Consider the following 18,914-nt stretch of genomic DNA (forward strand, 5'->3'; position numbering starts at 1 on the left):
GCGAAGCTGGCGCAATCGCGCCTGAGAGCAACATCACCTCACGCATAGGCGGGCGCATGGTCGAGTGGTATCTGTTTTTGCCGCAGGTGCGGCTATCGGCGGCCGACATCACGGCGCGGGCGCGGGTTGCCGAGGCCAGCGGCTTCGACGGAATTGCGTTCATCGATCATCTTGAAGCACCCGGGCTCCCTGGCGAAAGCATTTGGGAGGCAATGACTGTCGCCTCCTGGGTGGCGGCCAAGACGGAGCGGCTGCGCATCGGGCACCTGGTGCTCTGCGACGCGTTTCGGCATCCCGCCGTGCTCGCCAAGCAAGCCGTCACCCTGTCGGACGCGTCGGAAGGCCGATTCGATCTCGGCCTGGGTTCGGGATCCTGGCCCGCGGAATTCACCAGATTCGATGTCGGCCAGCTTGATCCGGTGGCCCGCGTGACGCAGCTCGGTCGTCACCTTTCACTGATCAAACAGTATTGGGGTGACGGCGGCGACGGGGACGGGGCGGTTCAGCTGCCGAAGCGAGCCCACCCGATACCGCTGGTCCTGGGCGGCAGCGGACCGCGAATGATGGAACTGGTTCGTAACCATGCGGATTGGTGGAATCTGCAGGCGAACCACATCGACCGGCTACCCAAGCTGGCCCCGAACGCGGGAGATGCCCGGGTGTCGGTTCAGCAGATGATCGGCTTCGTGCGCTCGGGCAGTGATCCGCAGACCGTGCGCGAGGTGAGCACCCGGCGTTTCGGCAACCTGGGGGCGGGGCTGATCTGCGGTGACGCCGACGAGCTGATCGGTTACTTCGCGGGTCTGGCCGCACAGCGGGTCGAGCGTTTCTACGTGTGGTTCGCCGACTTCGCGGCGCCGGAATCGTTGCACGAATTCGGGGAGTCGGTGATCAAACCGTTTTCTGGCGCCGTCGCCGGGCTTCGGTAGGGACGACCGGCGGGCGGGCATACGGGCCCCGCTGCACGGCGGACAGACGGATCTCCGGCAGGTCGACCGACGGATCAACCGTGTCCAGCCAGGCGACTGCCGCGGCCACGTCGGATATCTGGATCGCATACATCTCGAACGGAACATCCTGCAGCATCTCGGTTTCCACCGGGCCGGGCGTCACGATGTGCACGGCGATGCCGTCGCGATCGACTTCGAGCGCCAGGGCGCGGGCGAACGCGTTCATGCCGGCTTTCGACGCGGAGTAGGCGGTGCGGGCCGGCATCGGCTCATGTGCCGCCGACGACGAGATGAACACAAATCGAGACCCGGCCCGCATCCGCGGCAGCACGGCGGAGGTCACCACGAAACACGAATCCAGGTTGGCCGAGATGATGGCCTGCCATTGGTGGAATGTCTGCTTGCGCGCATACGTTCCGCCCAGCGTGCCCGCCGCGTGCACGACGAGGTCGACCGTCTCCAATGTGCTTATCGCAACGGCAAACTCGTCCGGGTCTGATGCGTCGGCGACGACGTAACGGGCACCGATCTCGTCGGCGGCCGCGCGCAACGGCGCTTCACGTCGCGCCGCCAGCACCACGTCGTACTCCAACTCGCAGAGCTTGCGGGCGCATCCTTTGCCGATCCCGCCGCTGCCGCCGGTGACCAATGCGGTTCGCCTGGACGTGAGAATCCCCTAGCGCCGGATGCCCGGCGGGCGTGACCCCGAACGGGAAAGAGCCTGCGGCGAAACCGCATAGATCCGTTGCCTGGGTCGCCCGGACAACACATAGGTCTGCGTATCGGCCAGGTGACGGCCCGCGATGCGCCGGGCCCGGTCGACGTCGCCCTCGGCAATCATCTCAGTCAGCTTGACATGCGTGTTGAGTACCGCGCGCCGCTGGGTCAGCGACGGATAGGTGCCACGCGCGGCACTCTCGTCCGCCCACTGACGCTCGTGGCTACTCCACAGCGTCTCCAGGCTGCCGACGACCGCGATGATGGTGTGGTTGCCACAGCCCTGGACGATGAGATCGTGGAACTCGCGGCCGATTTCGGTGAAGAGCCGACCGTCCTCAAGATGCTCGGCCATGGAATCGTTGACCTGCTTGAGTTCTGGCACCAAGGTGTCCGCGCGGTCGGGCCGCTGGGCTGCCAACGCGGCGCAGGCGGGCTCGAGTTCCTGCAGTGCCATGCCCAGATCGCCGATCTCAACCGACTCGCTCTGCAAGAGCAGACCCAGCATGTAGGCCGCACTGGTCTTCGCCGGCGCGTGAACCACGGCGCCGCCACGATTCCCGCGCCGGACAGACACCAGGCCCTCGGTCTCCAGGATCCGCAGCGCTTCGCGCAGCGACACCAAGCTGACGTTGAACTGCTCGACGAGCACCTCCTGACGGGGCAGGAGGTCGCCGTCGGCCAATTCGCCGTCGATGATCTGACGGCGCAGCTCGTCGGCTACGATTTCAGCGATCCGCGGGGCCGATAGCCGGCGCCGGGCATCGGGACCAATTCCCAGGGCGGTCATCCAATCCTCGCAGGAAGTAACAGGCGCGAGTCCGCGGCAGCAATGCCCTCACGTACTCGTCTGGCTTAGCTATTTTAGCAGTAATGGTATAAATAGCGTCTCTGATTCACGGTAGGGCGGGTGCGAGTGGGCGAGGAATCCGGCAGTAGGCCGACGCCGCTTCACGAATTGCGGGTCGTCGAGATCAGTGACCGGATCGCCGGCAGCTACTGCGGGAAGCTGCTGGTCGACGCCGGGGCGCAGGTCCGCAAAATCGAACCACCGCAAGGGGATTCGCTGCGACAGTATTCGGCGAGCGGTTCCCCGATTGCCGAGGGCGCGGACTCCCCGTTCTACCGCTACCTCAACGCCGGCAAGCTCAGCGTGACCATCGCCGGGAATCCGGAGCGGCTGAGCGCCGAACTCGCCGGTGCCGACGTGGTGGTTATCACAGCCAACCCGTCGCAGGCCGCGGCCCTGGGCGTCGATCCGCAACGGCTGCTGGCCGACTCGCCGCAGGCGGTGATCGTCACGATCTCCGATTTCGGCTGGACCGGACCCTATGCCGACCGCACCGCCAGTGAGTTCACCTTGCAAGCGTGGGCGGGGTCGCCCGGGTTTCGCGGAGATCCTGCCGGGCCCCCGATTTCGATCGGCGGCGACCTGGGGGAGTACATGGGTGGCGTATTCGCCGCGTTCGGGGCGCTGGCGGTGCGTCGCCGCGTCGAGCGCGGCGGCCCAGGCGAGCACCTCGACCTGTCCATGCTCGAGGCCATGACGCTCATGCAAAGCAGCGAATGGTTGCATTCGCAGCTGCTGCGGGTGCCGCCGGTCCGCCGCACCACCGAGGTGCCGTCGATCGAGCCGGCCAAGGACGGCTACGTCGGGATCACCATGGTCACCGGTCAGCAATGGCTTGACTTCGTGGCGATGGTCGAATGCCCGCAGCTGGAAGAGATTGAACAGCTGCGCTTTCAGATCGGCCGCTGGGGATACCGCGACCTGATCCGCGAACAGATCGGCCCATGGCTGGCCGAACGGACCGTCGAGGAGATCGTCGAACTCGGGCAACTGTTCCGGCTACCGATCGCCGCGCTGGGCAACGGGTCCACGATCCGCGAGTCGGAGTATGTGGCCCGGCGTCAGGTGTTCGTGCCCAACCCCGGCGGATTCCACCAGCCCCGCCCGCCATGGCTGATGTCGGCGTGCGCGCCCGCGCCGGTGGGCGATACCGCGCGACCCGGCGCGGACAACGGCGAATCACCTTGGCAGGCAAGCAAAACCGAATACGCTCCGGCCACCCGGGAGCGTCCGCTGGAGGGCGTTCGGATCGTCGACCTGACCGCGTTCTGGGCCGGGCCGGCGGCAACCCACTTACTGGCCGCGTTCGGTGCCGAGGTGATCAAGGTCGAGTCGATCCAGCGGCCCGACGGCATCCGCTACTCGGGCGGCATGCGCAAAGACGTGGACGACTGGTGGGAGTACGGCTGGGTGTTCCACGCGATGAACACCAATAAGCGTTCGGTCACTCTGGATTTGGGCTCCGAGGAGGGGCGCCGCCTTTTCACCAGGCTGGCGGCCGGCGCCGACGTGGTGATCGAGAACTTCTCTCCGCGCGTGATGGACCAGTTCGGCCTCACCGCCGACGTGCTCTTGAAGGTCAACCCCAAACTCGTCGTCGCACGGATGCCCGCGTTCGGGCTGGACGGTCCATGGCGGGAGCGGGTGGGGTTCGCCCCCACCATGGAGCAGATCGCCGGCCTCGCGTGGGTGACCGGGCTGCCGGACGCTCCGCCGGTGGCGCCGCGCGGCGCCTGCGATCCACTGGCCGGCGTGCATGCCGCCTTCGCGGTGCTGGCTGCGCTGAATTTCGCCGAACGCACCGGGGCGGGTCAGCAGGTGGAATTGCCGATGCTGGAAACGGTGTTGAATGCCACCGCGATCCAGGCGATCGAGTCCGAGGTCTTCGGGATCACGCTGAGCCGCCGGGGCAACCGCGGTCACGGCGGGTTGGTTCAGAACCTCTACCGCTGCGCGGGAGACGACGATTGGATCGCGGTCACCATCCGCGACGACGAGCAGTGGGCGGCGCTGGTCGACGAGATGGGGCGGCCAGCCTGGTGCGACGATGCCCTGGCCACGGTCGCAGGCCGGCGAGAGCGCGCCGACGAGATCGATCGACGGCTGCAGGAGTGGTTCACCGGGCAGCAATTGGCGGCGACGGTCGAGCGACTGGCCGCCGCGGGCGTTCCCGCCGCTCCCGTGGTGTCGCCATCACTGGTAACCGAGAACCCCCAACTGCGCGATCGGGGATTCTTCGAGGAGTTGAACCATTCCAGCATCGGGTCAGCCCTGTATCCCTGCCCGCCGTTCGCCTTGCTCGCCGGCCAGGACCGGTGGCTGCGCCGCCCGCCGCCGACGCTGGGCGAGCACAATGGGGAGGTATTGCGCGACCGCTGCGGGCTCACCGAGGAAGAACTCGCCCACCTTGCAACCACCGGAGTGATCGGGACCCGCCCCAAGGGTCTTTAAGGAGGCAACTGATGCGCGTGACTGTCGACGGAAACTCTTGTGAGGCAAGCGGTTTCTGTGAGTCAATCGCCCCGGACGTGTTCGAACTGGGCGACGAGGACGTGGTGCAGATCGCGGACGGCCCGGTGCCGGAGCATCTGGAGATCGATGTTCGCGCCGCGGTGGAGCAGTGCCCGAAGGCCGCGCTGCGAATTCAGGAGTGACGCTGTGTCGTCGCGAGACATGACGAGATACGCCGCGATGCGGCCCTACTTCGCGGTTGTCGCCGAGGGTCTGGCGGGCCTGGTGGACGGGACCGATTTCTTCGATATGCACGCCGAGGATGTGGTGGTCGAGTACGTCATCACCGTCCCGGATTACCCGCGCCGAATCGTCGGGCGAGCAGCGCTGGCCGAGCTGTACTCGAATTATGGGGATTCGATCGTGCAGAGCGGCAGCAGCGACGTGTACCGCTATTACGACCCCGAGAAGTCCGTGGTGACTCTCGAGTACACGATGCACGGAACGGTGATCAGCACGGGTGCGCCCTACGTCAACCGGTTCGTCTCGGTGATCACAATCGCGGACCGCAAGATCGTGCACTGGCGCGACTACCTGGACCCGCTGGCGGTGCTTGCCGCATTCGGCGATACGCCTGCGCCGTACTGACCTGGTGCCGCTGCGTGCGCGCCATCATGGGGGTCACGACGAACAACCGTTGCGCCACAAGGCCTTATCGCGTCGGCGTGCCGGCCCGGCCGTCGTTGCCGACCATGCTCCGGCGGACACCGGCGCCGCACGGCGGCACTCGGCAGGCACCCGCGTTGACGTTCTATGCCTAAAATAGTAAAAATAGAACCTGTCGCCGAACCGCGGTCGATCAAGGCGGCCCAATTGCGTTCGGCCGCGTGGGATACGGAGCAGTCGTGACAGATACGCTTTCAGAGCAGGACCCGTCGGAACGCGAGTTCGGCCAGTCCGGCATTGCCTTGTCCACTTACCGGTTCCCGACGGGGTGGTTCATCGTCTCGTTCGCTTCGGACCTGGCCCCCGGTCAGGTCAAGCGGGTGCACTACTTCGGCGAGGAGCTGGTGCTGTTTCGCACCGCGTCGGGCAAGGTGCACGTGCTGGACGCGTACTGCCAGCACCTCGGCGCCAACATGGGGGTCGGCGGCACCGTGGAAGGCGAGCACATCGTCTGCCCCTGGCATGGCTGGCAGTGGCGCGGCGACGGCAGCAACGCGCTGATCCCCTACAGCAAGATCGGGTGCAAGAACAACGTCCGCATCCGCGCCTACCCGGCGATGGAGTGGTACGGCTTCATCGTGGTCTGGCACGAGCGGCACGGCCGGGCGCCGTACTGGCAGCCGCCGGTGCTGCCCGAGCTGGAGACTGACGAGTACTACCCGCTGCACCCACATACCCGGATGCTCAACCGGGTCAAGGTGCACGCGCAGATGATCATCGAGAACGCCGCCGACCCCTACCACGTGCAGTACGTGCACAAGGCCGCCAACCCCGCGAACACCACCTCGTTCGAGGTGTCCGGCTATCACCTGCACGCCACGGTCAGCGCCCACTTCGGCGGCGGCCGGGGGTCGACGTGGTTGACCCCGAACGGGCCGGTCGACGCCAAGATCATCTATGACAACTACTCGCTGGGGCTTGGCATCGTCCGCTTCCCCAGCGAGTTGGTGGCCACGGTCGAGGTCACCGGACAGACGCCGGTCGACGAGGACTACACCGACTACTTCTTCACCCAGGCGTCCATCCGCGAGCCGGGCGACACCGGCGACGCGCCCACCGGCCGCGCCGCGAAGTTCCTGGCGCTGCAACAAGAGGTCATCAAACAGGACTTCTTCACCTGGGAGAACATGAAATACCTGGAGAAGCCGAACCTGGCGCCCGAGGAGGCGCACGACTACGCCGCGCTGCGCCGCTGGGCGCACCGCTTCTACCCGGGTGCCGAGGCGGCTGCCACCGACTTCGGCTACACGGCCAGCGGTGAGCCCGACCCGGCGGCCGCCAAAGCCTGATCGGAGCCAGGTGGACTCCGCCCGCAGTGCGCCGCTCGGGCCGTCCGATTTCGGTGTCGATAGTTTCACCGTGCCGGCCGTGCTCGACCGCCGCGCCGAGCAGCATCCCGACCGGGTGATGATGTCGATCGCCGGAACCGACGTGACGTTCGAGCAGATGCGGCAACGCTCGGCCGCGGCGGCCGCGATGCTGACCGAACTGGGTGTGGGCCGCGGCGACGGCGTGGCCCTGTTCACCGCGACCTGCCCGGCATGGGTCTACTTCTGGCTGGGTGCGGCGCGCATCGGAGCGGTGAGCGCGGCGGTCAACGCGGCGAACAAGGGCGAGTTCCTGCTGCACACCCTGCGGCTGTCGCAGGCCAAAGTGATTGTCACCGATGCCGAGCGCCGGCCTCGCGTCGACGAGATCGCCGACCAACTAGAAACGGTGACTGACGTTGTGGTGCACGATGATTCACTGCGCAGCGCGCTTGAGCGCGCGACCACTAATACGGTCCCCGACGCCTGTGCGCCGCCCGTCGAGGTCGGATCTTTGTTCTACACGTCGGGCACCACCGGACCGTCGAAAGCCGTCGCCACCACCTGGCAGTACCTGTTCTCGGTGGCCGCGACGGTGGCCTCGGCGTGGGAGTTGCGGGCAGGGGAGGTGCTATGGACGGCGATGCCGCTGTTTCACCTGAGTGCGGCGCCCAGCGTGCTGGCCCCGATGTTGGTCGGCGCAACGACGGTGTTGGCGAAGGCTTTCCATCCGGGTGAGGTGTGGGATGACGTGCGTGCCCACCGCGCCATCGGCTTCGCCGGTGCCGGGGCGATGGTCTCGATGCTGCAGAACCTGCCCGCCGATTCGCGCGATGCAGACCTGCCGCTGCGATTCATTTCCGCCGCGCCCATCGACGCCAACTCCTATTCGGAGATCGAAAAGCGCTACGGCTGTCGCATTGTGACGATGTACGGGATGACCGAAGCCTTCCCGATCGCCGTCAAGGGCGTGGCCGACGAAGGAGTTCCGGGCACATCGGGTCGGCCGAACCCCAACTTCGACGTGCGCATCGTCGACCCCGACGGCAAGCCCCTGCCCGCCGACGCCGTCGGGGAGATCACCTGCAGGCCCCGGCATCCGCATGTGATGAGCGAGGGCTACATCGGTGCGGGGTTGCAGGTCGAGCCCCACCCGGAATGGTTCCGCACCGGCGATCTCGGCCGGCTCGATGCGGACCAGAACCTGACTTATGTTGACCGGAGCAAAGATTCGCTGCGCAGGCGCGGCGAGAATGTCTCCTCGGTCGAGGTGGAGGCGGTGGTGTTGCGTCATCCCGCCGTGGCCGAGGCCGCCGCGGTCGGGGTGCCCAGCGACCTGGGTGAGGACGACATTCTGTTGGTCGTTGCATTGCGTCCCGGGGCGGCGCTGGACTGCGCCGAGCTGCTCGATTTCTGCGCTGCCCGCATGCCGTACTTCTGCGTGCCGCGGTTCGTCGACACGGTGGATGAACTTCCGAAGAACGTGATCGGACGCGTACGTAAAGATTTGTTGCGCGCTCGGGGATTGAATCCGGGCGTCTGGGATCGGGAAAGTTACGGCTATATCGTGAGCCGCTGAGGTAAGTTAAGTTAGTGTTACATGAGTTTTTCCCCGTCATTTCGTAGAGAGGTCGGCGAACCAAGATGACGATGACCTACCAGCAAGAACAGTTCCTGCAATCCGCGACGGGCCGAGACGCAATCCTGAACCTGAATGCCCGTCACAACCGGGCCTATTCCGCAGGCAAACGTGATCGGTGGATCGCCACGTTCCGCCACTCCGGTGCCACCTATGTTCGGGACGGCGAGCTGTTCACCAGCCTGCGCTCCGGCTTCGACGGCGGCGACGGGGCGCGCTTGGTGACCGTCGATCACGAGATCCACATCGACGGGGTCAACGCCAGCCAGCGTTGTGTTGCCCTGCTATTTGCCGCCGCGTACGGCGACACCACCCTGCGGGCCACCGGGACATACCGCGACGAGCTCATCTTCGAGCGCGGCGACTGGTACTTCACGTCCCGCAACCTCGCATGGGACGTGGTGCCGAGCCGGCACCCGCTCGTCATGTAAGCGGCACCGCTACGTGGATCAGGACCTCAGCTACCAGCTGGCCTTCGGCAGCTACGAGGACGCATTGGCGATGGTCGGCGCGGCCGGCCAACCGCGAACCGCGGCGACACCGGTCAGCGGCGCGCGCATCCAGTTGTTCGCCGCGATGGTGCGCGACGGCAATAGGTCGTATTGGGATGGCGAATTCGCCCGGCAAACCTGGGGAGGCTTGCTGGCCCCGCCGGCTTTGTTGATGGGGTGGCTGATCCCACCGCCGTGGCAGCCGGGGGGCAGGCCGCCCGCGGCGTCGATGGTGTTGCGAGTGCCGTTGCCGGGCACCACATTCATCAACGCGGCCAATGATGTCGAGTTCTTGGAGCCGATCCTCGAGGGTGATCTGCTCACCGTCGTCGAAGAGCTGGTGTCGGTGTCGCCGGAGAAGCGGACCCGGTTGGGCGTCGGTCATTTCGTCGAGACGCTGGAGACCTACCGTCGCCAGGACCAGACCGTCGTGGCCCGGTGCCGCAACACGTTGTTCCGTTTCACCCCCGAGGCCACCACGTGACCGGAGCCGGCCTGTACTGGAACGAGATCAGCGTTCCCGTCGAACTGCCCGAGGTGGTCGACCCCATCAGCTACCAGCGGGTGGTGGAGAACGCGGGAGCCACCTGGGATTATTTTCCCGGCCACTTCGACCCGAATTACGCGCAAAGCCAAGGCAATCCGACGATCTACGTCAACACCATGCATCTGGCCGGGTTCGCGGATCGTGTCGCCACCGACTGGGCGGGCCCGAGCAGTCGCGTAGTGCGCCGGTCCCTGCGGCTGGCCGGTTCGGTCTATGCCGGTGACACCATGATCGGGCGCGGGCGCGTGGTGGCCAAGCGCCGGGACGACTCGGTGAATCCGCCGCGCTGCCTTGTCGACATTTCGATCGAGGTGACCAATCAGCACGGTGTGCTGTGCTGCCCGGTGGAGCTTACCCTGCAGATGCCCGAAAGTTCTTGACCGCCCATGCTTTTCAGGCGGTGAGCGGCGGCATCTTGCCGCTGGCGATCACCGTCTGAAGCTCGACGTATTCGTCGAGACCCTCCGGCCCGAACTCGCGGCCGATGCCCGAATGCTTGAAACCGCCAAACGGGCTGCCGATGTCGAGGGTGTACATGTTGATGCCGTAAGTCCCGGCGCGCACCCTGGCGGCGACCTCCAGGCCGTGGCCGACGTCCGCCGTCCACACCGAACCGGCCAGGCCGTAGTCGCTCTCGTTGGCGATGCGCAGCGCGTCTTCTTCGTCGCGGTAGCGCAGCACGGTCAGTACCGGGCCGAAAATCTCCTCGCGGGCAATGCGCATGTCGTTGGTGGCGTCGACGAACAGTGTCGGCCGCACGTACCAGCCTCGCTCGGCCGGACTGTCTTCGGCGGTATTGGGGCCACCGAGCACGATGCGGGCGCCCTCGCTTTGTCCGGAGCGGATGTACTCCTGGACCTGGTGCTGGTGCCGCTTCGCGAAGAGAGGTCCGATGTCGGTCGCCTCGTCGGCGGGATCCCCGACCTGTAGGCCAGACATCATTGCGGCCATCGCGTCGACGAACTCGTCGTGCCGTCGTTCGCTGACCAGCAGACGGGTCTGCGCGACGCAGGCCTGTCCGTTGTTCATCAGGCTGGCCGACTTCAGCCCGGCGACGGTCTTGTCGATGTCGGCGTCGTCGAGGATGATCGCCGCCGATTTGCCGCCCAGTTCCAGGCTCACCCGCTTGAGCTGCTCGCCGCAGAGCGTGGCGATCCGGCGTCCCACGGCACTGGAACCGGTGAACGAGATCTTGTCGACACCGGGGTGACGGACCAGCGCCTCGCCGACGTCGGTACCACCGGGCAGCACCGACACCACGCCGTCGGGCAGGCCGATCTGCTCGATCATTTCGGCCAACCACAAAGCGTCCAAGGGTGTTTCGGGTGCGGGTTTGATGATCACCGTGCAGCCGGCGATCAGGGCCGGTATCAGCTTGGGCATGATCAGGAACTGCGGCACATTCCACGGCACGATCGCCCCGACCACCCCGACCGGTGCCCTGTGCAGGTGGACTTCGCCGAGCACACCTTGGCGGCGTTCGACCCAGGGGAAGTTGCGGGCAGCGGCAAGCGTGAGGTGAATCAACCCCGCCGCGGCCGCCCCCTGGCCCATCCGGCTGAAGGTGCGCGGGGACCCCATCTCGTCGGTGATCAGGTCGGCCATCTCGTCGACATGCCCGGCGTAGATCGCCGCGAGCTCTTCGACCTTGGCCATCCGCTCGGCATGGGTCAGCCGTGGCCACGGGCCGTGGTCGAACGCCTGCCGCGCGGCGGCGACGGCGGCATCGACATCCTCGGGACCCGCCACTTGGACATGGCCGATCGGCTCCTCGGTGTGGGGCGAGATCACCGCGAGCTGCTGAGGGGCGGCGGGCTTACGCCACTGTCCACCGATGAACAGCTCGTTATAGGAACGATGGTCGGAATGTTCTGTCATCGGGGGCACTTCCTCAAAAGGTGGGACCGCGACCGCAATTTCGCTATTGACGCTAACATAGCGAAAAAAGCGGCCTGCGGCCTAGCAGTGCCTTCTGGCGAAACCCGTGCCGGGTGAGACGAGGCTTGAGATGACCAACGATTGGCGCCATTATCCGTTTCAGTTGGTGCCGGGTGATCCCAAGCTGGATTTCCCCGACGCCGAAGGCGAACACCCGGACCAGGAGTCCGACACCTGGTTCATCGCCGGTCAACTGCGGGCCGTCGAGAGCGATCGATCGTTCGCGTTCCTGACCATCTTCAACAAGAACCAGCCCGGCGGAACGGTGGTCGCCGACTTCTACACGATGGCGCTGTTCGACCTCGATACCGGTGATTACGGCACCTACACCGACTACGACATGCCGCCGGCCAACATGAAACCGGGTGCGCAGCGCAAATTGACCATGGCCCCAGGCCATCTCGACATCAGCTTCCAGAGCAGCGCAGGCACCGCGTCGTGGACCAGCTGCCGGGACGGCGATGGCGAATTGCTGCCCTATACGTATCGAGTCAGCCTGGTCGGCCACGATCACCAGGGGCGGTCCATGCGGCTGGACCTGGTTGTCACGCCCACCCGCGCACCCACACCGGTAGGCGCCTCGACCTACAACGGCAAGATCGAGTGCTTCGGCCAACCCGACACCTACTCCTACTTCCAGACCGGCATGGCGATGAGAGGAACCCTGCAGTGGGGTGAGGTGGTTGAGGAGGTCAGCGGTGACGCCGGGCACGTGGACCGGCAATGGTTCCCGAAATACGTCGGTGGCGGGGGAACTCAGGGAGACCCGCGGGCCAGGTCGCACGAATGGCGCACCATCAATTTCGACAACGGTGTGGACGTGAGCATCTGGCGGCAGTTCGACCGCACCAACGGCAATGCCCTGCAACCGTTTACCGGTGTGACGACCAGCCACCCCGACCCGGCCATCGCGCCTGAATGCGCCGAGGACGTCGAGGTCACGGTCAGCAGCTACGTGCGGTGGCCAGACACCGTTCGGCCATTGATGCGTCCCCTCGCCCCGGCCCGATACCTGGCCGACCGGCACCGGATCACCTGCGCCACACTGCGACTCGATCTGGTCGGCGAGCCGTTGGTACCGGCCCCGGCACACGGCCTGCCGATCGAGTACATGGAAGGCCCGTACCGCTACGAAGGAACGCTGTGGGGTAAACCGGTGACCGGCTTCGCATTCAACGAGCGCTCGATGGCGCTGTACCGGGACTGGGAGCTGATCGAGGTGCTGGCCACCACGGTCGCGAACACCGACGCCGCCGCGCCGGAGTTGCAGTCGACGGTCGACAAGGTTGTGCCGCTGGTGGCGGCTGGGCGTCGGGGCGAAGCAGTCGAACTGTTGAGCCGAGTCTCGTCCGGCCAAAGTGATTCTCTGGCAACCCTTCTCGCTGATTTGATCGCCGTGCTGTCCGAAGTGAACTCAGGTGGCTGACAGCGCTGCCGTCGCGACCGCTTCCTCGATCGCCTGCGCCCAGGTGATGTGGCGATGCTGTAGTCCCGGCTCGTTGCGGCCGAACACGAGGTGATCGCGAGCCCCTGACTCGAGGTTGGCCTGCAGGCGCTCGACCAGTCGGTAGTCCTCGTCGCGCACCGTGGCGTGGGCGTATTCGAAGACGGCTTGGGCGCCGGCGGCCACGGATTCGTCGGAGATGTCCAGCGGCGTCGAGTTCTGGTGGACGGTGATCGACCGTCCGGGTTCGTTGCCCGGATAGACGCGGAACAGCTCACCGTTGGCGATCGTCACCGACAACACGATGTTGGGGAACAGCGCATAGATCACCACCATGCTGCGGAACGGGTCCCACCGCTCCTCGGGCACGTCGTCGAGGTCGAGGATCCCGTTGAGCGGGAAGATCAGCCGGTGATGCGGTCCGTACGAATCGAAAACCGTGCAGTTGCTACGGGCGATGGTGGCAAAGGTATCCCGGTGCACCGTCGCGAAGTGGTAGTTCTCGGCGAAGGTGTCGATGGCCAGCTTCCAGTTGATCGGGACGTCGAGCACCTTCTCGCCCAGCGGAGACCAGCGGCCGATGCCCCACGAGTCCAGCTCCTCGGCCAGCGGTCCCAAGTGCGCGGCGACGTCGAGCGTGGCGCCGGGCTCGAGCGCGATCCAGAGGAACCCGGCGAATTCCGTGGCCGGCAGCTCGGTCAAACCGTCGGACTTGACCGTCACGCCCGGGAAGCCCTCGCGACCGGGCAGCCCGACCAGCGTGCCGGTGTTGTCGTAGGTCCAGGCGTGGTACGGGCAGGTGAATCGCTTGGCGGTGCCGCATCCCGTCGCCAGCTGCGACTGCCGGTGCAGGCAGACGTTGTCGAACGCTTTGACCGACCCGTCGGACGTTCTGGTCAGCAGGACGGATCGCCCCATGACCGTCTTGGTGCAATACGCGCCGGGCTCGGCCAGCTCGGAGACGTAGCCGACCAGCTGCGGGCTGGCCAGCATCAGGGCCGTGTCGCTGAGGTGTCGCTCCAGCGAGGTGTAGTCGCGGGCATCGACCGTGTGCTGGCCGGCGGCAAGGTCAGTGGTTTTGTCGCGCGCCAACTTCAATGCACGCCTGGTCAAGTCGACCAGCTGGTCGCGATCCATCGGGAGCCCCCTGCAGTCGGCTGTGGTTCCTTGGTCTGAACGCCTGCACCTTCGACCCTAACTTTATTAAGTTAATAGTGACAGCGCTATTGTCGGCCGCGAGGCCATTTGCTGGGCCGCGGCCACCGAACGCTGCTACGCTCGCTGTCGCGAGTTCGAGCGACCTGCGCAGTGTGGGAGTGATTCGCCATGGCCACCAACCCGTTGGACACGGCGGCAATCGAATCTGCTGTGGCACAAGCCTATTCAAAGAATCGGAATAACTCCCGGGGCCGAACCGCGACGTATATCCCCGCACTCGCCGCCGTCGATCCCGACCTTTTCGCGGTGTGTGCGATGACTCCCGACGGCCACACCGCCGCGATCGGAGACGTCGACCACGAGTTTCCCATCGAGTCCATCTCCAAGGTGTTCACGCTGGCGTTGGTCATCGAGGAGCGGGGCCATCGTGCGGTGCGCGCGAAGCTCGGTGCGAACCCGACCGGAGCCGCATTCGATTCGGTGGTGGCCCTCGAGCTGCATCACGACAAGCCCACGTCGCCCTTGGTCAACGCGGGCGCGATGGCGACGACCAGCTTTGTGCAAGCCTGCGACGCGGGCGATCGATGGCGCAAAATCCTGGATTTCCAGAGCGCATTGGCGGGGCGGCCGCTGTCCATCAGCGAGGAGATCAACGCTTCCGAGCAGGAGACCAACTCGCACAACAAGGCTATCGCCTGGCTGCTGTACAGCGCGGGCTCGCTGTTCTGCGATCCGATGGAAGCCTGCGCGGTGTACACCCAGCAGTGTTCGACGATGCTGAACACCGCCGACTTGACGACCATGGGCGCTACGCTGGCCGCCGGCGGGATCAATCCCCACACCGGCGCGCGGGTCATGGCGGCCTCCAATGTCCGCTACGTGCTGGCTGAAATGGTGATGGAGGGGATGTACACCGAGTCCGGGGATTGGGCCTACGCGGTCGGCGTACCCGCCAAGAGTGGCGTCGGCGGGGGCGTGCTGGCGGTGGTGCCCGGCCGGCTCGCGGTGGCCGCCTTCTCGCCGAAATTGAACTCGGCAGGCAACAGCGTGCGCGGTTGGCTTGCGGTCGCAGACGTGGTGAACCGGCTCAAGCTGGGCCTGTTCGACACCCCAGGTGAGGAGTGATCGTGACACCAACCCCTCCTGTACATAACGTGCTACCGCCGCCTGCTCCCAGCGCCGCGCCGGCCCGCACCGCGCCCGCCCCGCTGACGGACGAGCAACAGGGTTGGCTCGCCAAGGCGTCGCGCCGCGAACTCGACGGATGGTTGCATGTCTCGATCGGCGGCGCACCGTTCGAACGCGGCTTCCAGTACGGCTACCTCGTCGCCGACGAGTACGCCGAGTCGATCCGGGTCTACCGGGAGATGACCTATCAGGACATCGGCATGACCTACGAGTTCTTCGTCGAACGGGCCGTCGAGCTGCACGCCGCCCTGATCCCGCCCGAGCTGCGCACCGAAATCGAAGGCGTTGCAGCAGGTTTGACGGCCGCGGGCGTTCCGTCGACGTTCGAGGACGTGTTGGGCATCAACGACTGGATGGAGTTGACCGGTTACTGGTGGCCGAAGAATTCGGGCCGCTACACGGCCCTGGCCCCCACGGGTGGCGAAGGCAACCACTGCAGCGCCTTCATCGCGACCGGTAGTGCGACCAGTGACGGGTCAATTGTGCTGGGCCACACCAGCTTCACCGACTTCTGGCAGGGCCAGTTCGAGAACGTGATCCTCGATCTGACTCCTGCCGACGGGAATCGGATGGTCATGCAGACCGCGCCCGGGTGGATCGCGAGCATGACCGACTTCTGGCTGTCGTCGGCAGGTCTGGCGATCACCGAGACCACGATCGGCGGATACGAGGGTTACAAGGGATATGACGAGACACGGATGCCGGAGTTCTGCCGGGCCCGCGTCGCGACTCAGTACGCCAACGACATTGACCACTGGATCAGCCTGATGAACGCGGACAACAACGGCGGATACGCCAACTCGTGGTTGATCGGCGACACCAAGACCGGCGAGATCGCGCGCTACGAAGAGGGCCTGCTGTATCAGAGCCTGTCGCGCAAGAACGACGGCTACTTCTGGGGTGACAACGCACCGACCGACCCGCGCATCCGCAACCTGGAATGCTTCGGTACGGGGTTCAGCGATATACGCACGCCCAACGGTGCCCGCCAAGTGCGCTGGCAACAGCTGCTCGGCGACTTCGACGGGCGCATCGACGTCGAGATCGGCAAGCGCATGATCGCTGACTCCTTTGATCCCTACCTCAACTACACGCGCCCATCGTCGCGCACCATTTGTGCGCATTCCGACAAAGACCCTTGCGAGAACAGCGGTTTGACGCCGTTCACTCCGTTCGGCTCCGTCGACGCGAAGGTGGCCTGCGCAGCCGACATCGCCGAGATGAAGCTGTGGGCGCGCTACGGCCGAGCCGACGGTGCTCCTTTCGACGCCGACGAGTTCCTGCGTCAGCATCCGCAATGGAACTGGCAGCAGGGATATCTGAAGAGCCGCCCGCAACGGCCCTGGGTGTACCTGACCGGCCCAGACGACAAGGGATAGCCCGATGCGCGCGTTTCGCTGTCCGCACTGCGGCTATGCGGTGGCCTTCGAACAGCAGAGTTGCTTCGTCTGCTCGACGGAGGTGGCATTCCACAAGCCCTGGATGGAGATGGTGCTCGCCCCGGCTGACGGGGAGTCCACCACGATCGACGACGGGGCGTGGGTGCGGTGCGCCAATTGGGAGCGGGGCTGCAACTGGCTGGTCGCGGCGGGCCCTGAGACGCCGATCTGCTTCGTCGACGGCTTTGTCCGAAACGAACCGGGACCCGACGACACCGAGGCGCTCAAGGAGCTGGCCAGCACGCTGAAAGACTTGCGGCGGTTGATCTTTCAACTACTCGATCTCGGCTTGCCGATCACACCTTTCCACCAGGACCCGAAGGGCCTGGCCTTCGATCTCATTTCCAGCGAGTCGGTGGGGCATCCGGTGACCATTGGACACGCCGACGGCGTCATCACCATCGATCTGGCGGAATCGCTCGAGCTGTACCGCGAACGCCAGCGCATCATCCTCAAGGAGCCCTACCGCACCATGCTGGGCCACCTGCGCCACGAGGTCGGCCATTACTACGAGATGATCTTGATCGCCGGCGGCGAGCTCATCGACCAGACCCGCGAATTCTTCGGTGACGAACGCCGCGACTACCAGGCCGCCCTAGCGGACTATTACGCCGGAGTCGTCCCGGACGGGTGGGAACACGACTACATCTCGCACTACGCCACCGCCCACCCGTGGGAGGACTGGGCGGAGACGTTCGCCCACTATCTGCACATCACCGGCACCCTGGCGACCATCGCCGACTCGGGACTGCTGCTGTCTGCCAGCCGGGTGCACTTCGACCTCGACGCCGACATCAACCCCCGGGTGCACTACGGCGACGGCGACTTCGCCACGATGCTGCACGACTGGGAGGTGCTCTCTGGCGTTCTCAACAGGGTGAACCACGCCATGGGTAAGGAGGCCCTTTACCCCTTCCGGCTCACCCTGCCGGTGGTGGCCAAGCTCGGCTTCGTCTACCACGTGCTCACCACCGCGGAGCAGGGCAACAAGGTGGATGCGCCCCACCGCGGATGAGGCGGTGGTTCCGGCGGACCGGGAGTTGCGACAACGTGACGCAGATGTGACCGTCGTGGCTGGTGTGTCGAATGTTGTTTCTGTCGTACCCTGTCGCATGTGCCGATTAGCCGCCGTGACGTGCTCAAATTCGCCACCGCAACCCCGGCTCTCCTCGGGCTGGGCATCGCGGCGTCATCGGCGTGTGCCGCGCCCGCCTCGGCGGCACTGGGCACCTTGCTCGACTACGCGGCCGGGGTGATCCCCGCCAGCCAGATCCGGGCCGCCGGCGCCGTGGGGTCCATCCGTTATGTGTCCGATCGGCGCCCGGGCGGCGCGTGGATGCTGGGCAAGCCGATCCAGGTCGCCGAAGCCCACGATCTGAACAGCAACGGGTTGAAAATCGTGTCGTGCTATCAGTTCGGCAAGGGCAACAGTGCGGACTGGCTGGGCGGTGCCAGCGGTGGCCTGCAGCACGCGCAACGCGGGATGCAGCTACACGCGGCCGCCGGCGGCCCGGCCAGCGCCCCGATCTATGCCTCCATCGACGACGATCCGTCCTACGAGCAGTACAAAAGCCAGATAGCGCCGTATCTGCGTTCCTGGGAATCCGTCGTTGGGCACCAGCGGACGGGTGTTTACGCCAACTCGAAGACCATCGACTGGGCGCTACACGACGGGCTGGGTTCCTACTTCTGGCAGCACAACTGGGGCTCGCCCAAGGGATACGCCCACCCGGCCGCGAATCTGCACCAGGTCGAGATCGATAAGCGCAGCGTCGGCGGGGTTGGGGTGGATGTCAACGAGATCCTCAAGCCCCAATTCGGGCAGTGGGCCTAGCCCCCACGTCGCATCGCGGTGGACGCCAACTCGCCCAGCGGGCCGAGCGGGCGCCGGCGGCACGCATCCCAGCAAACAGTTGTTCGCCGTTCCGCTCGCACCACGAACGTCTGCGCTCGTGCGACGGCCCGGAGTGCGTCGCGTCTCGTGCGGCGCGAAACTCAAATTTCTAACGTAACGATTAGATAACAATGCTGCCTTGATCTGCGCAGTTATAGCTACTCGACCGTAACCA

18 protein-coding genes are annotated in these 18,914 nt (G+C 65.8%); 14 read left to right on the forward strand and 4 right to left on the reverse strand.

Features of this window, described 5'->3' with window-relative positions; all coding sequences use genetic code 11:
* The first annotated feature begins 56 nt into the window (after nt 1-56).
* On the forward strand, nt 57-929 hold the full coding sequence (locus tag MNAB215_RS19170) for an LLM class flavin-dependent oxidoreductase (RefSeq protein ID WP_077080216.1): 873 nt from the start codon (nt 57-59) through the stop codon (nt 927-929).
* Here MNAB215_RS19170 and MNAB215_RS19175 read toward each other — a convergent pair.
* Together MNAB215_RS19175 and MNAB215_RS19180 are read right to left on the reverse strand one after the other, a co-directional pair.
* Nucleotides 892-1,623: an SDR family oxidoreductase gene (locus tag MNAB215_RS19175; protein WP_077080217.1), complete on the reverse strand. Its 732-nt coding sequence runs from the start codon at nt 1,621-1,623 to the stop codon at nt 892-894. The two genes, MNAB215_RS19170 and MNAB215_RS19175, sit on opposite strands and share 38 nt — an antisense overlap.
* Nucleotides 1,624-1,626: 3 nt before the next feature.
* Nucleotides 1,627-2,457 carry a FadR/GntR family transcriptional regulator gene (locus tag MNAB215_RS19180; protein ID WP_077080218.1) on the reverse strand — a complete coding sequence of 277 codons (831 nt, stop codon included), beginning with the start codon at nt 2,455-2,457 and terminating at the stop codon, nt 1,627-1,629.
* Nucleotides 2,458-2,583: 126 nt separating this feature from the next.
* Here MNAB215_RS19180 and MNAB215_RS19185 point away from each other — a divergent pair, with 126 nt between their 5' ends.
* From MNAB215_RS19185 to MNAB215_RS19220, 8 genes are all read left to right on the forward strand, one after another.
* On the forward strand, nt 2,584-4,968 hold the full coding sequence (locus tag MNAB215_RS19185; RefSeq protein ID WP_425436545.1) for a CaiB/BaiF CoA-transferase family protein: 2,385 nt from the start codon (nt 2,584-2,586) through the stop codon (nt 4,966-4,968).
* 11 nt (nt 4,969-4,979) lie between these two features.
* Nucleotides 4,980-5,171, forward strand: a complete 192-nt coding sequence (locus tag MNAB215_RS19190; RefSeq protein WP_077080220.1) for a ferredoxin — start codon at nt 4,980-4,982, stop codon at nt 5,169-5,171.
* 4 nt (nt 5,172-5,175) lie between these two features.
* Entirely contained in the window at nt 5,176-5,616 is a 441-nt protein-coding gene (locus MNAB215_RS19195) for a nuclear transport factor 2 family protein (protein WP_245830355.1), read from the forward strand.
* A 257-nt stretch (nt 5,617-5,873) separates the two neighbouring features.
* On the forward strand, nt 5,874-6,983 hold the full coding sequence (locus MNAB215_RS19200; protein ID WP_083746336.1) for a Rieske 2Fe-2S domain-containing protein: 1,110 nt from the start codon (nt 5,874-5,876) through the stop codon (nt 6,981-6,983).
* Between the two features lie 10 nt (nt 6,984-6,993).
* Nucleotides 6,994-8,580, forward strand: a complete 1,587-nt coding sequence (locus tag MNAB215_RS19205; RefSeq protein ID WP_077080223.1) for an AMP-binding protein — start codon at nt 6,994-6,996, stop codon at nt 8,578-8,580.
* Nucleotides 8,581-8,645: 65 nt separating this feature from the next.
* Nucleotides 8,646-9,071: a nuclear transport factor 2 family protein gene (locus MNAB215_RS19210; protein WP_077080224.1), complete on the forward strand. Its 426-nt coding sequence runs from the start codon at nt 8,646-8,648 to the stop codon at nt 9,069-9,071.
* A gap of 13 nt (nt 9,072-9,084) precedes the next feature.
* Entirely contained in the window at nt 9,085-9,615 is a 531-nt protein-coding gene (locus MNAB215_RS19215) for a MaoC family dehydratase (protein WP_077080225.1), read from the forward strand.
* Complete coding sequence (locus tag MNAB215_RS19220) at nt 9,612-10,058, forward strand: MaoC family dehydratase (RefSeq protein WP_077080226.1); 447 nt, start codon at nt 9,612-9,614, stop codon at nt 10,056-10,058. The genes MNAB215_RS19215 and MNAB215_RS19220 overlap by 4 nt, the downstream gene beginning before the upstream one ends.
* Before the next feature lie 13 nt (nt 10,059-10,071).
* Here the strand turns inward: MNAB215_RS19220 and MNAB215_RS19225 are convergent, their stop codons facing one another.
* Nucleotides 10,072-11,556, reverse strand: coding sequence for an aldehyde dehydrogenase (locus MNAB215_RS19225; RefSeq protein WP_077080227.1), 1,485 nt, complete (start codon nt 11,554-11,556; stop codon nt 10,072-10,074).
* Between the two features lie 130 nt (nt 11,557-11,686).
* Here MNAB215_RS19225 and MNAB215_RS19230 point away from each other — a divergent pair, with 130 nt between their 5' ends.
* Nucleotides 11,687-13,042, forward strand: coding sequence for a lipocalin-like domain-containing protein (locus MNAB215_RS19230; RefSeq protein WP_077080228.1), 1,356 nt, complete (start codon nt 11,687-11,689; stop codon nt 13,040-13,042).
* Here MNAB215_RS19230 and MNAB215_RS19235 read toward each other — a convergent pair.
* Nucleotides 13,031-14,197 carry an aromatic ring-hydroxylating oxygenase subunit alpha gene (locus tag MNAB215_RS19235; protein WP_077080229.1) on the reverse strand — a complete coding sequence of 389 codons (1,167 nt, stop codon included), beginning with the start codon at nt 14,195-14,197 and terminating at the stop codon, nt 13,031-13,033. The two genes, MNAB215_RS19230 and MNAB215_RS19235, sit on opposite strands and share 12 nt — an antisense overlap.
* Before the next feature lie 189 nt (nt 14,198-14,386).
* Here MNAB215_RS19235 and glsA point away from each other — a divergent pair, with 189 nt between their 5' ends.
* The 4 genes from glsA (at nt 14,387) to MNAB215_RS19255 (ending at nt 18,679) form a co-directional block, all read left to right on the forward strand.
* Nucleotides 14,387-15,343, forward strand: a complete 957-nt coding sequence (glsA, locus tag MNAB215_RS19240) for a glutaminase A (protein WP_077080230.1) — start codon at nt 14,387-14,389, stop codon at nt 15,341-15,343.
* A 2-nt stretch (nt 15,344-15,345) separates the two neighbouring features.
* Nucleotides 15,346-16,785 carry a C45 family autoproteolytic acyltransferase/hydrolase gene (locus MNAB215_RS19245; protein ID WP_217348939.1) on the forward strand — a complete coding sequence of 480 codons (1,440 nt, stop codon included), beginning with the start codon at nt 15,346-15,348 and terminating at the stop codon, nt 16,783-16,785.
* A 4-nt stretch (nt 16,786-16,789) separates the two neighbouring features.
* Nucleotides 16,790-17,860: a zinc-binding metallopeptidase family protein gene (locus MNAB215_RS19250; RefSeq protein ID WP_077080231.1), complete on the forward strand. Its 1,071-nt coding sequence runs from the start codon at nt 16,790-16,792 to the stop codon at nt 17,858-17,860.
* 99 nt (nt 17,861-17,959) lie between these two features.
* Nucleotides 17,960-18,679, forward strand: coding sequence for a DUF1906 domain-containing protein (locus MNAB215_RS19255; protein ID WP_077080232.1), 720 nt, complete (start codon nt 17,960-17,962; stop codon nt 18,677-18,679).
* Nucleotides 18,680-18,914 lie beyond the last annotated feature (235 nt).

The organism is Mycobacterium numidiamassiliense, from assembly GCF_900157365.1.
Lineage (GTDB): Bacteria > Actinomycetota > Actinomycetes > Mycobacteriales > Mycobacteriaceae > Mycobacterium > Mycobacterium numidiamassiliense.